Source organism: Klebsiella sp. 1SOBk10mer, assembly GCF_046602535.1.
GTDB lineage: Bacteria > Pseudomonadota > Gammaproteobacteria > Enterobacterales > Enterobacteriaceae > Klebsiella > Klebsiella quasipneumoniae.
Map to the genome: position 1 here is coordinate 463972 of NZ_JBKIUP010000003.1, position 14380 is coordinate 478351.

The 14380-nt window shown below is 57.2% G+C and carries 16 protein-coding genes; 8 read left to right on the top strand and 8 right to left on the bottom strand.

The features are described from left to right. The first annotated feature begins 33 nt into the window (after nucleotides 1-33). Nucleotides 34-378 (top strand): HNH nuclease YajD, encoded by a 345-nt coding sequence (yajD, locus tag ACLH1I_RS12170; protein WP_002901254.1) that lies wholly within the window; start codon nucleotides 34-36, stop codon nucleotides 376-378. Nucleotides 379-471: 93 nt separating this feature from the next. On the opposite strand, the gene ACLH1I_RS12175 is transcribed toward yajD, so the two are convergent. Together ACLH1I_RS12175 and msrB are read right to left on the bottom strand one after the other, a co-directional pair. Then, entirely contained in the window at nucleotides 472-750 is a 279-nt protein-coding gene (locus ACLH1I_RS12175) for a YeaC family protein (RefSeq protein ID WP_004203787.1), read from the bottom strand. 43 nt (nucleotides 751-793) lie between these two features. Next, nucleotides 794-1207: a peptide-methionine (R)-S-oxide reductase MsrB gene (gene msrB, locus ACLH1I_RS12180; protein WP_198079782.1), complete on the bottom strand. Its 414-nt coding sequence runs from the start codon at nucleotides 1205-1207 to the stop codon at nucleotides 794-796. A gap of 338 nt (nucleotides 1208-1545) precedes the next feature. On the opposite strand from msrB, the gene gapA reads away from it, so the two are divergent. Next, nucleotides 1546-2541, top strand: coding sequence for a glyceraldehyde-3-phosphate dehydrogenase (gapA, locus tag ACLH1I_RS12185; RefSeq protein WP_004203784.1), 996 nt, complete (start codon nucleotides 1546-1548; stop codon nucleotides 2539-2541). A gap of 74 nt (nucleotides 2542-2615) precedes the next feature. Next, complete coding sequence (locus tag ACLH1I_RS12190) at nucleotides 2616-3500, top strand: D-hexose-6-phosphate mutarotase (RefSeq protein WP_004203783.1); 885 nt, start codon at nucleotides 2616-2618, stop codon at nucleotides 3498-3500. A 60-nt stretch (nucleotides 3501-3560) separates the two neighbouring features. Here ACLH1I_RS12190 and ACLH1I_RS12195 read toward each other — a convergent pair whose 3' ends face one another. Both ACLH1I_RS12195 and ACLH1I_RS12200 read right to left on the bottom strand, forming a co-directional pair. After that, the gene (locus ACLH1I_RS12195; protein WP_025999078.1) at nucleotides 3561-4415 is read right to left on the bottom strand and encodes an aldo/keto reductase; all 855 of its coding nucleotides are present in this window, start codon (nucleotides 4413-4415) and stop codon (nucleotides 3561-3563) included. Between the two features lie 91 nt (nucleotides 4416-4506). Continuing rightward, nucleotides 4507-5253, bottom strand: coding sequence for a MipA/OmpV family protein (locus ACLH1I_RS12200; RefSeq protein ID WP_004203780.1), 747 nt, complete (start codon nucleotides 5251-5253; stop codon nucleotides 4507-4509). Nucleotides 5254-5669: 416 nt separating this feature from the next. On the opposite strand from ACLH1I_RS12200, the gene yeaG reads away from it, so the two are divergent. From yeaG to ACLH1I_RS12215, 3 genes are all read left to right on the top strand, one after another. Beyond that, complete coding sequence (gene yeaG, locus ACLH1I_RS12205) at nucleotides 5670-7604, top strand: protein kinase YeaG (protein ID WP_004203779.1); 1935 nt, start codon at nucleotides 5670-5672, stop codon at nucleotides 7602-7604. An 85-nt stretch (nucleotides 7605-7689) separates the two neighbouring features. Continuing rightward, nucleotides 7690-8973, top strand: coding sequence for a YeaH/YhbH family protein (locus ACLH1I_RS12210; protein ID WP_012968476.1), 1284 nt, complete (start codon nucleotides 7690-7692; stop codon nucleotides 8971-8973). Between the two features lie 251 nt (nucleotides 8974-9224). Then, nucleotides 9225-9707, top strand: coding sequence for a glutathione peroxidase (locus ACLH1I_RS12215; RefSeq protein WP_004203776.1), 483 nt, complete (start codon nucleotides 9225-9227; stop codon nucleotides 9705-9707). A 147-nt stretch (nucleotides 9708-9854) separates the two neighbouring features. Here the strand turns inward: ACLH1I_RS12215 and ACLH1I_RS12220 are convergent, their stop codons facing one another. Continuing rightward, nucleotides 9855-10295 carry a VOC family protein gene (locus ACLH1I_RS12220; RefSeq protein ID WP_004203774.1) on the bottom strand — a complete coding sequence of 147 codons (441 nt, stop codon included), beginning with the start codon at nucleotides 10293-10295 and terminating at the stop codon, nucleotides 9855-9857. Between the two features lie 246 nt (nucleotides 10296-10541). After that, nucleotides 10542-10853 (bottom strand): hypothetical protein, encoded by a 312-nt coding sequence (locus ACLH1I_RS12225; RefSeq protein WP_004203773.1) that lies wholly within the window; start codon nucleotides 10851-10853, stop codon nucleotides 10542-10544. A 67-nt stretch (nucleotides 10854-10920) separates the two neighbouring features. Here ACLH1I_RS12225 and ACLH1I_RS12230 point away from each other — a divergent pair, with 67 nt between their 5' ends. Further along, entirely contained in the window at nucleotides 10921-11040 is a 120-nt protein-coding gene (locus tag ACLH1I_RS12230; RefSeq protein WP_032425956.1) for a hypothetical protein, read from the top strand. 70 nt (nucleotides 11041-11110) lie between these two features. Here the strand turns inward: ACLH1I_RS12230 and ACLH1I_RS12235 are convergent, their stop codons facing one another. Beyond that, entirely contained in the window at nucleotides 11111-11992 is an 882-nt protein-coding gene (locus tag ACLH1I_RS12235; protein ID WP_004203772.1) for a LysR family transcriptional regulator, read from the bottom strand. 175 nt (nucleotides 11993-12167) lie between these two features. Between ACLH1I_RS12235 and ACLH1I_RS12240 the strand changes: the two genes are divergently transcribed. After that, complete coding sequence (locus tag ACLH1I_RS12240) at nucleotides 12168-13358, top strand: MFS transporter (RefSeq protein WP_048294510.1); 1191 nt, start codon at nucleotides 12168-12170, stop codon at nucleotides 13356-13358. Here ACLH1I_RS12240 and ACLH1I_RS12245 read toward each other — a convergent pair. Beyond that, nucleotides 13355-14371 carry an acyl-CoA--6-aminopenicillanic acid acyl-transferase gene (locus ACLH1I_RS12245; RefSeq protein WP_048295789.1) on the bottom strand — a complete coding sequence of 339 codons (1017 nt, stop codon included), beginning with the start codon at nucleotides 14369-14371 and terminating at the stop codon, nucleotides 13355-13357. The genes ACLH1I_RS12240 and ACLH1I_RS12245 overlap by 4 nt on opposite strands. Nucleotides 14372-14380: the final 9 nt, after the last annotated feature.

A 14380-nucleotide genomic window follows, 5' to 3' on the forward strand; every position in this document is an offset into this window, starting at 1 on the left:
GCAGCTTAACCGTTTGACAGGAGGCAGGGGGCCATGGCCTATATCCCCAAAAATTACGCACGTCTGGAAGTGGGTTATCGCGAAAAGGCGCTCAAGCTCTTTCCCTGGGTATGCGGACGCTGCTCGCGGGAGTTTGTCTACTCCAATCTGCGCGAGCTGACGGTGCACCATATCGATCACGACCACTCCAATAACCCGGAAGATGGCAGCAACTGGGAGATGTTGTGCCTCTACTGTCACGATCACGAACACTCCAAGTACACCGAAGCCGATCAGTATGGCTCCACGGTGGTGGCCGGCGAAGATGCGCAAAAGAGCGTCGGCGAGGCCACCTACAATCCGTTTGCCGACCTGAAAGCGATGATGAACAAAAAGTAAGCGAAGCGGCTGACCGCCGGGCTCGGTCGTAGACGCTAACCCTTCCGGCGCCGGATCACCCGACGCCGGAACCTCTCCCCGCCGGCCGGCAGTTTATTGCAGCTTCACGGTTGCGATCGGCTTCGGCACGATACCGAAATCTTCCTTCAGCTGCTGTTTGCTCTTCATCACCATCTGCCCGCGAGTATCGATGGTCATATGCTGGGCGTCGGTGTTATACCGGGCCTGCCACAGCATCACCAGCTGCAGGCTATTTTCCTTCTGCTCCGGCGTCAGCGCCACGCCATCCGGCCATTTTCCCAGCTCCACCGCCGTCGCCAGACGCTGATACACTTCCGGGGTCATGCTGTCGATAATTTGCTCAATATCCATCTTCCGCTCATCTCCACCTGGAATAATTTGCTGAATCGTTTCTTCAACCCTTGATCTGCTCGCCGTTCTGCTCATCGGTGAAGCTGAGCGACGCCGAATTCACACAATAGCGCTCGCCGGTCGGCTGCGGGCCATCCGGAAACACGTGACCGAGGTGGGCATCACAATTTCCGCAGCGGATCTCTATGCGCTGCATGCCGTGGGAGCTGTCGTCCAGATAGCGAATGGCCTCTTCGCTTACCGGCTCGTAGAAGCTCGGCCAGCCGCAGCCAGAGTCGTACTTGGTCTGGGAGTTGAACAGCGGCGCATCGCACACCTGGCAGTGATACACGCCATTTTTCTTGTTGTGCAGCAGCCGTCCGGTGAAAGGCGGTTCGGTACCATGATGTTGGGTCACGTAAAACTGCATTTCGCTCAAGCCGTTTTTCAGCTCTTCCGGGGAGGGTTTATTTGCCATGGGCTTACATCTCGCTTTGCAATGGACAACTTTCGCCCCAATTCTAACAAAACATTAACAATGAAGCGTACACTTTTGTTCTAAACTTATCCGGTGCCCACAGGCAGCCAGATAATTGTGACTTAAATCACGTTTTTATCTTAAATGCCCTTTAAAATTCCGCGCGCAGCCCCCATATGGAATTGGGCTCAAAGGGAGAGTGAGGCAAATCAATCGCGCAAAGGTCTGCTCAGGATTGATTTGTCGCAATGATTGACACGATTCCGCTTGACGCTGCGTAAGGTTTTTGTAATTTTACAGGCAACCTTTTATTCACTAACAAATAGCTGGTGGAATATATGACTATCAAAGTAGGTATCAACGGTTTTGGCCGTATCGGTCGCATTGTTTTCCGTGCTGCTCAGAAACGTTCTGACATCGAGATCGTTGCAATCAACGACCTGTTAGACGCAGAGTACATGGCTTACATGCTGAAGTATGACTCCACTCACGGTCGTTTCGACGGCACCGTTGAAGTGAAAGACGGTCATCTGGTCGTTAACGGTAAAAAAATCCGTGTTACCGCTGAACGTGACCCGGCTAACCTGAAGTGGGACGAAGTTGGTGTTGACGTTGTTGCTGAAGCAACCGGTATCTTCCTGACCGACGAAACCGCTCGTAAACACATCACCGCTGGCGCGAAAAAAGTCGTTCTGACTGGCCCGTCCAAAGACAACACCCCGATGTTCGTTCGCGGCGCTAACTTCGACACTTACGCTGGCCAGGACATCGTTTCCAACGCATCCTGCACCACCAACTGCCTGGCGCCGCTGGCTAAAGTCATCAACGACAACTTCGGTATCGTTGAAGGCCTGATGACCACCGTCCACGCTACCACCGCTACCCAGAAAACCGTTGATGGCCCGTCTCACAAAGACTGGCGCGGCGGCCGCGGCGCAGCTCAGAACATCATCCCGTCCTCTACCGGCGCTGCTAAAGCAGTAGGTAAAGTACTGCCAGAACTGAACGGCAAACTGACCGGTATGGCGTTCCGCGTTCCGACTCCGAACGTATCCGTTGTTGACCTGACCGTTCGTCTGGAAAAAGCAGCGTCCTACGAAGAAATCAAGAAAGCTATCAAAGCCGCTTCTGAAGGCGCAATGAAAGGCGTTCTGGGTTACACCGAAGACGACGTTGTTTCTACCGACTTCAACGGCGAAGTTTGCACTTCCGTATTCGATGCTAAAGCGGGTATCGCACTGAACGACAACTTCGTTAAACTGGTTTCCTGGTACGACAACGAAACTGGCTACTCCAACAAAGTTCTGGACCTGATTGCCCACATCTCCAAATAAGTTGAGATGAAAAAGTAATCTGTAAGAGCGACTTCGGTCGCTCTTTTTTTTGTCTGCAGAGATAGGATTGCACAATGATAAATAAAATTTTTGCTCTCCCGGTGAATGAAACCATTTCGCCCGTTATCTCCCGTCGCCAGCTGGACGACCTGGAGCTGATTGTCATCGACCATCCGCAGGTGAAAGCCTCTGTGGCGCTGCAGGGGGCGCATCTGCTCTCCTGGAAACCCGCCGGTGAAGAAGAAGTCCTGTGGCTGAGCAACAACACCCCGTTTAAACAGGGCGTCGCCCTGCGCGGCGGCGTGCCGATTTGCTGGCCCTGGTTTGGCCCATCGGCGCAGCAGGGCCTGCCGTCGCACGGCTTTGCCCGCAACCTGCCGTGGACCCTGGAAGGCCATGATGAAGACGACGGCGGCGTGATGTTGACCTTTGCGCTGCAGAACAGCGCCGAAACCATGAAGCTGTGGCCGCATGAGTTCACCCTCTATGCCCGCTTCAAGCTGGGCAAGACCTGCGAAATCGAACTGGAAGCCCACGGCGAATTTGAGACCACCTCTGCCCTGCACAGCTACTTCAACGTCGGCGATATCGCGGCGGTGAAAGTGAGCGGTCTTGGCGAGCGCTATATCGATAAAGTGAAAAATGCCGAAGAAGGCGTTCTGAGCAACGGCGTGCAGACCTTCCCGGATCGTACCGACCGCGTCTATCTCGACGCCGAAGGCTGCAGCGTGATCCACGACGACGCGCTCAGCCGCACTATCGACGTGGTGCATCATCATCAGCACAACGTGGTGGCCTGGAACCCGGGCCCGGCGCTGTCCGTCAGCATGGGCGACATGCCGGACGATGGCTACAAAACCTTCGTGTGCGTCGAAACCTGCTGCGTGACCCAGCCGCAGAAAGCCAGTGAAGAGACCCCGTCTCGCCTGGCGCAAACCATCAGCGTGAAAAAACGCTAAGCGCAAAAAGCCCCGTTTATCACGGGGCTTTTTCTCTTCTCCACCAGGATGCGCTGTGGGTTAAACCATATCCAACCGGGTTTTCCGCGGCGGCGGTGGATAGAGGCGGTCCAGCTGCGCAAGCTCTTGCGGGCTGAGAACGAGATCAAGCGCGGCGGCATTCTGCACCACATGTTCAATACTGGCCGCTTTCGGGATCGCCAGCATTCCCGGATGACGAATCACCCAGGCCAGCAGCAGCTGCGCCACCGTCACGCCCCGCTCGTTAGCCATTTTGATGATATCGGTATGCTGAAAAAGTCCATCACGTAAGCGCCCCGCCTGGGCCAGCGGACAATAGGCCATCACCGGCAGGGTGTGCTGCTGGCACCAGGGCAGGAGATCGTATTCAATGCCCCGCGACGCGAGATGATAGAGCACCTGATTGGTGGCGCAGCGTTCGCCACCCGCCGTGCGCCACAGCGCCTGCATATCGTCGGTGTCCAGATTGGAGACGCCCCAGCGGCGGATTTTACCCTCGGCCACCAGCCTTGCCATCGCCTCGACCGTCTCCTCTAGCGGGATATCGCCCCGCCAGTGCAGGAGATACATATCCAGATAGTCGGTCTGCAGCCGGCGTAGACTGTTTTCACAGGCGCGGCGCATCGCCGCGCCGCCGGCGTGCCAGGGATAGACTTTGGAGACCAGCACCACCCGGTCGCGCAGGCCGCGGACCGCCTGGCCCACCACCTCCTCCGCCCCGCCGTCGGCATACATCTCAGCGGTATCGATTACCGTCAGGCCATGGTCGATGCCCGCGCGCAGTGCAGCCACCTCCTGCTGACGCTGCGCCGCGTTCTCGCCCATATACCAGGTCCCCAGCCCGATGGCCGGAACTGCCGCCTGCTCGCCAAAGCATACTGTTTTTTTCACCATCGTCTCCTCCTTAGCGCCCTGCACCACCATAAAGCAAAACAGGGCACGAAGCCCTGTTTTGATGCATAAAGCGCACTGTAATAATGCACAATCAGAAGGTGTAAGTGATCCCGGTTGAGATCAGACCGCTCCAGGATTTGTCCACCATCGGGCTATCGGTAATTTCATCCGACAGACGGGTGTAGCGCGCAATACCGTATACGCTCCAGTCGCCGAGGAAGCGATAGTTGGCCGACAGCTCCAGATACGGGTTCCAGCTGCTGTCCGGATCGTAGCTGCGCATGCCGCTGCGACGGGACTCATGCTGCGAGACACCATAATAGTATTCGTTCTGATTGTCGCTGTTCCACTCCACGCCGATGCCCGGCGTCAGCGTCAGGTTCCCGTTGGTGTAGCGGTACAGCCAGGCGAGATCCCAGTTGATGCCGTTGCTGTTATCCAGCGTATCGCCGGCAATCGTCGTGCGCAGGAAACCATAGGGCGTGTTGTGGACATAAGAAAGACCGGCCATCACGGTTGATTTACGTTTATCCAGGCGACGCATTTGTTCGCTATCGCTGTCGCCCGGCTTGAAGTACATCGGCGACCAGTAAGCCGTTATCGACAGCTTATCATTGGTGTCATTCCACAGGTAGTAACCCCCACCCAGACCGTGGAACCAGAAGTTATCGCTCTCATAACTAATGACCGGCACCGGATACACATCCGCATCATACTGCTTGTACGGATGCTCAACGATGCCGACGCCAGCGCCAAGCGTGAACTTCCCATCGGCATGCGCCGCGCTGGCGGAGGTCGCAATCAGCACGCCGAGTGCCAGAAGTTTGATTTTAGTCACAATCCATATTCCCGTTGTCAAATAATCAGCCCGTGCAGTTTACCGTCGTAGGTCTCATGCCTCAAATTCTTTACCCGATATGACACAAATCGTTCACTTTCCCACCCTTCTCTTACCATCTGGTGACAGCCCGATGACAGCTTCACGTCCCGGCGAAGCAAAAAGCGTCTTTTTCAGGATGAGTTATTGATATGTCATTGAAATTGATTTTCTGCGTCATGCAAGATTTCTAAATGCATCTACGCTTAAATTTAGAAGGTGTAATTGCAGGGCACATTCACGCTACCCCACCCGCAACCTGGCATAAGGGTTGCTGGATACCAGGAGAGCGATGTTCAGCTTATGTCTTCCGGGGGCCCCCACTATTCATATGAACGGCTCTCAACCTGTGCTAAAAAACGAAAGGACGGCATGCCATGAATATATTCGATCACTATCGCCAGCGCTATGAAGCTGCCAAGGACGAAGAGTTCACACTGCAGGAGTTTCTTACCATCTGCCGGCAAGATCGCAGTGCCTATGCCAATGCGGCAGAACGTCTGTTGATGGCCATTGGTGAACCCGTCATGGTTGATACGGCTCTCGAGCCGCGGCTATCCCGTCTCTTTTCAAACCGGGTTATCGCACGCTATCCGGCGTTTGAAGAGTTTTACGGTATGGAAGACGCCATTGAGCAGATCGTTTCCTACCTCAAGCATGCCGCCCAGGGGCTGGAAGAGAAGAAACAGATCCTCTATCTGCTGGGACCGGTGGGCGGGGGTAAATCATCGCTGGCTGAACGGCTGAAAGCCCTGATGCAGCGCGTGCCTATCTATGTGCTGAGCGCCAACGGCGAGCGCAGCCCGGTTAACGATCACCCGCTGTGCCTGTTCAATCCCCAGGAGGATGCGCAGATCCTTCAGAAAGAGTATGGCGTCCCTACCCGCTATCTCGGCACTATTATGTCGCCATGGGCGGCCAAACGCCTGCATGAGTTTGGCGGCGATATCACGAAATTCCGCGTGGTCAAAGTCTGGCCATCGATTCTCGAACAGGTCGCCATCGCCAAAACCGAACCGGGCGATGAAAACAACCAGGATATTTCGGCGCTGGTGGGTAAAGTGGATATCCGCAAGCTGGAACACTATGCGCAGAACGACCCGGACGCCTACGGCTACTCCGGTGCGCTGTGCCGCGCCAACCAGGGGATCATGGAGTTCGTCGAGATGTTTAAAGCGCCGATCAAGGTGCTGCATCCGCTGCTGACCGCGACCCAGGAGGGTAACTACAACGGGACCGAAGGGATCTCCGCCCTGCCGTTTAACGGGATCATCCTTGCCCACTCTAACGAATCGGAATGGGTGACCTTCCGTAATAACAAAAACAATGAGGCCTTCCTCGACCGCGTCTATATCGTCAAAGTGCCTTATTGCCTGCGGATCTCCGAAGAGATCCGTATCTATGAAAAACTGCTCAACAGCAGCGAGTTGACTCATGCGCCATGCGCCCCGGGCACTCTGGAAACGCTGGCGCGCTTCTCGATTCTGTCGCGCCTGAAAGAGCCGGAAAACTCGAGTATCTACTCGAAAATGCGGGTCTATGACGGCGAGAGCCTGAAAGATACCGACCCGAAAGCGAAATCCTATCAGGAGTATCGCGACTATGCCGGGGTGGATGAAGGGATGAACGGGCTCTCCACCCGCTTCGCCTTTAAGATCCTCTCAAGGGTGTTTAACTTCGACCATGTTGAAGTGGCGGCCAACCCGGTGCATCTGTTCTATGTCCTGGAGCAGCAGATTGAGCGCGAACAGTTCCCGCAGGAGCAGGCCGAGCGCTATCTGGAGTTCCTCAAAGGCTATCTGATCCCGAAATACGCCGAGTTTATCGGCAAAGAGATCCAGACCGCCTATCTGGAATCCTACTCCGAGTATGGGCAGAACATTTTCGATCGCTATGTCACCTACGCTGACTTCTGGATCCAGGATCAGGAATATCGCGATCCGGACACCGGGCAGCTGTTTGACCGTGAATCGTTGAATGCCGAGCTGGAGAAAATTGAGAAGCCGGCCGGGATCAGCAACCCGAAAGACTTCCGTAATGAAATCGTCAACTTTGTGCTGCGCGCCAGAGCCAACAACAGCGGACGTAATCCGAACTGGACCAGCTATGAGAAACTGCGCACGGTTATTGAGAAGAAAATGTTCTCCAATACCGAAGAGCTGTTGCCGGTCATTTCGTTTAACGCCAAAACCTCAACCGATGAGCAGAAAAAACACGACGACTTTGTCGACCGCATGATGGAGAAAGGCTACACCCGCAAACAGGTTCGCCTGCTGTGCGAGTGGTACCTGCGGGTTCGTAAATCGTCCTGATGCGTCCAGCCCGGCGGTGCGCCGCCGGGTCAACTGCAGCTGAATGATGATAAGTAAAGTTGGCTAATGCAGTACAGGAGGGCATATGACCTGGTTCATAGACCGACGCCTGAACGGGAAAAACAAAAGCGCCGTCAATCGTCAGCGCTTTTTGCGCCGTTATAAGGCGCAGATTAAACAATCAATCTCCGAGGCCATCAACAAGCGCTCGGTGACCGATATTGAGAGCGGAGAATCCGTCTCGATCCCGACGGACGATATCAACGAGCCGATGTTTCATCAGGGTCGCGGCGGACTACGCAACCGCGTCCACCCGGGCAATGACCATTTCGTGCAAAACGATCGGATCGAACGCCCGCAAGGGGGCGGCGGCGGCGGTGGCGGCGGTCAGGGGCAAGCCAGCGCCGATGGCGAAGGGAAGGATGAGTTTGTCTTCCAGATTTCAAAAGATGAGTACCTGGATCTGCTGTTTGAAGATCTCGCCCTGCCGAACCTGAAGAAAAATCAGCACCGGCAGCTAAACGAGTTTAAAACCCATCGCGCGGGTTTTACCTCTAACGGGGTGCCGGCCAACATCAGCGTGGTGCGTTCGCTGCAGAACTCGCTGGCCCGTCGGACTGCGATGACCGCCGGCAAGCGCCGTGAACTGCGCGCTCTGGAGGAGGACCTGGAGACCATCAGCCGCAGCGAGCCGGTGCAGCTGCTGGAGGAGGAGCGCCTGCGCAAAGAGATTGCCGAGCTGCGGGCTAAAATTGAACGGGTGCCGTTTATCGACACCTTTGACTTACGCTACAAAAATTACGAAAAACGGCCGGAGCCCTCCAGCCAGGCGGTAATGTTCTGCCTGATGGACGTCTCAGGCTCGATGGACCAGGCCACCAAAGACATGGCCAAGCGCTTTTATATCCTGCTGTATTTGTTCCTCAGCCGGACCTATAAAAACGTCGATGTGGTCTATATCCGCCACCATACCCAGGCGAAAGAGGTGGATGAACACGAATTCTTCTATTCTCAGGAAACCGGCGGCACCATCGTTTCCAGCGCCCTCAAGCTGATGGATGAGGTGGTGCAGGCGCGTTATGACCCGGCGCAGTGGAACATCTACGCCGCCCAGGCGTCGGATGGCGACAACTGGGCCGATGACTCCCCACTGTGCCACGAACTGCTGGCGAAGAAAATTCTGCCGGTGGTGCGTTATTACAGCTATATCGAAATTACCCGCCGGGCGCACCAGACCCTGTGGCGCGAGTATGAACACCTGCAGGCGACCTTTGATAATTTCGCCATGCAGCATATTCGCGACCAGGAGGATATCTACCCGGTATTCCGCGAACTGTTTCACAAGCAGTCCTCTAAAAGTGAAGCGTAGTTAAATAAAATCAGCCAGTTAGTGTCACCTGCTGGCTGATTTATTTTTTAAATGCTGTTATTTCTCTATTAATCAATACGCTCATTTTTTGTGCAGAATAGATGCAAATGCCTCATCGCAAAATGCTTCTTTCCCCCATGTTGTACATTCCAGGTACAAATCCCTAACCCTGTGTATTATAACTGCCTAATCTGCTTCAAACATTCACGCGATCGTCAGCGTTGCACTGTTTCCACTCTCAGGAGCCTGCTATGACCCCTTTTTATCAATTGACCGCCACCCGCCTGCGCGGCCAACCTCTCTCCATGGCTGACTATGCTGGCAAGGTGGTTCTGGTGGTGAATACGGCCAGCCATTGTGGCTTCACGTCACAGTATGCTGGCCTGGAAGCGCTCTACAAAAAGTACGCGGCTCAGGGGCTGGTGGTGCTTGGTTTTCCGTGCAACCAGTTTGGCAAGCAGGAACCCGGCGGTGCGGATGAAATCGAGCAGACCTGTCACGTTAACTACGGCGTGAGCTTCCCGATGTTTGCGAAAGTGGACGTCAACGGCCCCGCTGCACACCCGCTGTTTCGTTATTTGAAACAAGCGTTGCCCGGCGTGCTCGGCGGACGGATCAAGTGGAATTTCACCAAGTTCCTCATCGGTCGCGACGGCACACCCCTCACGCGTTTTGCGCCGTTCACGACACCGGAGAAAATGGAGGCTTCCATTGTTGCCGCCCTCAAGCGCTGAGTGTGCAGTCATTCCACGTTCACCCAACGGTGGCTGTCTGCCCATACAAGATAGATGTTGGTTCCTGGCCTGTAGCCGACCGCGCCAGCTGTCGCCGGAACGCCCTATTTCACGTCAGGGGCTGTAAACGCGCAAAACCGTAAGATGCTATATGCGAAGCGCCTGTTTCTGGTTGACGAACTTATCAGTTGCGGGAGAATAATGCTGACAAACGCATGCCAGCTTATTCCCGTCAGGATCGCGCAGGTAGGCCACATAAAAGTCGGGGCCATAGGCGGGGCGTGTGCCCGGTGCGCCTTCATTTTGCCCTCCTGCAAGAAGGCCTGCGGCATGGAACTGTCTGACAATCTCTGCGTTATCAGCCTGGAATGCAAACATTGTCCCGTTTCCCGCCGTTGCGGAATGTCCGTCAAAAGGAGGGCAAATACAAAAGCTGAACGCCTTATCCGGATTATTTTTATCTCCCCACATTGCCCAGCTGTCTGTCCAGGCAGGCAGACGTGAGTAGCCAAGAACATTAAAAATAGCGTCATAAAAATCTACTGAGCGCTGAAAATCATTGGTACCTATCGTGATATAAGCCAGCATCTTATGACATCCTCTTTGCCGTTTCCCAGAACAGGCAGGATACCTCTTAACGTAACAATAAACGATTTCCTCTGATGCGCCTGACGCCGTTTGCCGTCTGAGCATCGGCGGTTTCGACATAGCCCGACCTGTTAAACGCTGGCGCAGTTGAGCGGTCCAGGGTTAATTAACCGGTGACGTCAGTCGATCTCACGCGGCCAGCAACCGTCTGTTGCTGGCCGATCTTCCACCTGCCCGGTCATCAGTCTACAGCGGCGACACGGCCTCAACTTCATGCTGAAACACGTAGGGGTCGGAGAGGAGTTCGAATACTTCATCGTCCGGATAGGTGACCGCGACGTGATAGTCTTCGCCTGCGAAGGCTTTGACCGCCGCGAGATCCTGCCAGTAGGTGGCGAGAAAGAAATGCGCCCATTCGCCCTGGTTTTCCCGGCGCACCAGGGCGCCTCTGTTGCCGGCGATGCTCTGAGCGTGTTCCACGCCGGTCCGCTCGAGGTGGCGGGCAAACCCCTCAGCATGCTGCAATGGCACACAGCCGTGCCAGGTCCTGACAATCATTTGCATTCTCCTGTGGTGATAAACATTTCACCCTAACATCGACAGGCATTTCTGGGGGAGCGCAACAATGCGGCGCTGGCCACAACACAAAATTATTTTGCCGGACGGGGATATCCTCTCACTCTGCACGATTTTTGACTGCGGAGCAGCATTGGGCCGAATATTGCGCGGCGAGTATCGCTGTTAGCTGGCGCGGAAAAAATCGTGGCTCGTCAGCCTCGGGCAGTCGTATCGCTACACGCCCAAGCCGCGCCCCTTCAGGGCATCGCCAGCCGATCTTGATGGGCCGCAAAGAGGGTGATGAGATGGTCGGCGATAACCCGCACGCGTCTGGACCCGGCCAGGTCGGAATGCATCACCAGCCAGAGAGTCTGATCCGCGCCGATCTCCGGCTGCAGGCACTGCAGGCCGCTGGCCCGTGCCATAAAGTGCGGCAGAACGCCCAGTCCGAGGCCCGCGGATACCGCGGAAACCTGGGCCACGAGCGTATTGGCTTCGACTTTACACGGCCGGCCGCGCAGGGTGCGCGCGATCCATTGGGCGGCCGGCAGGTGCTGGTGAGTTTCCGGCCACCCCACAAAGTCCGCCTCGCTCAGCGACAGGCCGTCCGCACCGGCCAGATAGCCGGCGGCGCCATAGACGCCAAACCCCACCGTCCCCAGTCGCTTTAACGTCAAATGCCCGGCCTCAGGCTTGACCATGCGGATCGCCAGATCGGCATCCCGACGGTGCAGGTTCACCGGCTGCACGCCGCTCAGCACCTCCACCCGCAGCTCGGGATAATGGTCCAGGAGCCCTTTCAGGGAGGGCAGAATAAAATGCGTGGCCAGGTTATCCGAGGTGGCCAGGCGGACAACCCCGGCGACATGCCCCTGCAGTTGCGCCGCTTCGCCAAACGCCAGGCCTGCGTATTCCAGCGCCTCGGCCCGCGCGAGCAGGGCTTCGCCATCATCGGTCAGGCGATAGCCGCTCTGATGGCGGCTGAAGAGCGGAACGTTCAACGCTTGCTCCAGCCGATCCAGCCGACGGGAGACCGTGGCAATGCCCATGTTAAGCTTGTCGGCGGCGCCGCTCAGCGTTCCCGCCCGGGCGATGGCGAGGAATATGCGCGCATCATCCCAGTTAAATTCTGCAGTCATCTATTTTCCATTTATGGAAAACGGCTATCCATTTTCCACTCTTTTTTATCATTTTCGCAGGGATGATACTGCACGCCACTCGCGGAGACAACCAGGCCATCCGGTCGCCTGCTCTCTCCTCACCTGAACGTCCGTGTACCGCGCGGAACGCTCCTTTCCTAAGGATACGCCTGATATGAAAGAGATTGCTTTACCCCTCCACCCGGCGCCGGCGCGCGTCTGGATAGCCGTCGTAGCGCTCGGGATCTGCGCCTTTTCGATCGTCACCAGCGAACTGGCGCCGGTGGGCATGCTCAGCGCCCTGGCGGCGGATTTTCACCAGACTGAATCTGGCATGGGTCTCGCCGTCACCGCCTATGGCTGGGTGGGCGCCCTGGCGGCTCTGCTTTCCGGCGCGATGCCGGCGCGTATTTCCCGCAAGGCGCTGCTGGTCGGGCTGATGCTGATCCTCGCGCTTTCCTGCCTCGCCGCAACCCGGTCTTATTCGATGTTCGCCCTGATGAGCGCCCGCATGATTGGCGCCCTGGCGCATGGCGCCTTCTGGGCCTTAATTGGCATCGTCGCCGCGCAGCTGGTGCCGCCGCACCGGCTGGGGCTGGCCACGGCGATCATTTTTGGCGGCGTGTCGGCGGCAAGCGTAGTGGGGGTGCCGCTGGCGAGCTTTATCGCCACCCTGGCGGGCTGGCGATACGCGTTTATGGCGATGGCCTTGCTGTCACTGGCCGCCGCTGCGGTGCTGTGCTCGACGCTGCCCGCGCTGGCCGCCCCAGCCCCCGTCAGGCTGCGCGTTTATCGTGATATTTTCCGCAATCCGCTGCTCGGTGGCCTGTATGGCGCCACGGCCTGCATCATTACCGCTCACTTTGCCGCCTTCACCTACATTGAACCGCTGCTGATAAATCTGCAGGGAGTCCCGGCGACCGCCCTCTCCGGCCTGCTGCTGCTGTCAGGGGTTTCCGGGCTGCTGGGTAACGTTATCGCGGGGAAGCTCATCGATCGTCATCTGAAGGGGCTGATTTTCGCTGCGCTGCTGCTGAGCGGGGGCGCGCTGGCGATCCTTGGCACCGCCCGTTTTGCGCCACTGCCATTCTGTTTTAGCGGGCTACTGTTAGCCCTGTGGGGCGCCGGCATCGCGATTGTGTTCGTCGGCTTACAGACCTGGCTACTGCGCAGCGCGGGCGCGGTCGCCCAGCCGGCGTCAGCCATTTACGTGGCCATTTTTAATGCCGCCATCGGCACCGGGGCGCTTGTCGGCGGCCAGCTGATCGCCTCAGCTGGCCTGTCGGGAATGGTGTGGCTGGCGGCGGGGACCATGGTGGGCAGTACGCTGCTGATCGCTCTGCTGAAAGCGCCCTCGGGCCGCTAAACGCTGCCCTGTAAAACCGCGTTTTCACGGTCCAGTGTGAAGACCTGCCACACGACGCGGGTCGCGCTCAAGGTAAAAATGGCCGTCGCCAGCGTATTTTCCTCATCAGGATCGTCGGGAGACAGCCGGTAAATCGGTAACAACGGATCCTGCTGGTCGGAGAGCATCGCTTTCGCTGTCACGCCATCCAGCGGCGGGTCCGTCGCCAGCCACGCGTCCAGGCGCCGCTGGCGCGAGCCGGAGCTGCCGGTCACGATCTGTTCAATGACCGCAAGCTGGGGATGGATCAGATGGTTGGCATGCCCGCTGGTGGCGGACAACGCGAGCACCGAGCTGCCGGAGCCGGTGGCTTCCACGCTAAACAGACGGCTATCGCCCATCTGGCCCAGGGTGTGGTGAAACGCGCCCGCGCGCGGCGTGGCGCTCAGCAGAGTGACGGCTTCCTCTAAGGTGGTGGCGTTCAGTGAGGCGCGGGCCAGAATCTGGCGCGGCATCCCGTCCGGACGATGCACGGCGCGAATATTGTTGACCGTATTGACTATCCCCTTCTCATTCACTGCGAAGGTATGTCCGCACAGGGAGCCGGGATAGGCGAAGCTGGTAAAGGCGAGGCCCACGTCCGGGGTTATGCTGACGATGGCGCAGTCTTCACGCAGCTGCGGGAAGCCGTCTTCATTGTGCGCAATGATCAACTCGCCCTCTGCGCTTCTCCCCGCCAGGGTGGTGCAGCCATCCGACGTCGAACGCACCAGATCGCCGCGACAGTTCCAGGCGAACACCTCATCCACCGGCGCCTGCAGCCCCTCCGCCATGCCCTCCAGCTCCTGCCAGATCAGCGGGAACTGAGCCTGCACGGCTGCGCGCATGCGCTGGGTCTGTTCCGTCGTTTTCAGGGCGGCCACCGTTTGCCACAGCGCCGTTTGCCTGATTTTTGTCTGCCAGGCCTCACGACCAAACGCGCCAAGCTGCTGACCGACCGCAAAAGCGGAACCTCGGATTGCGATTGTTTTCATATTGTCATT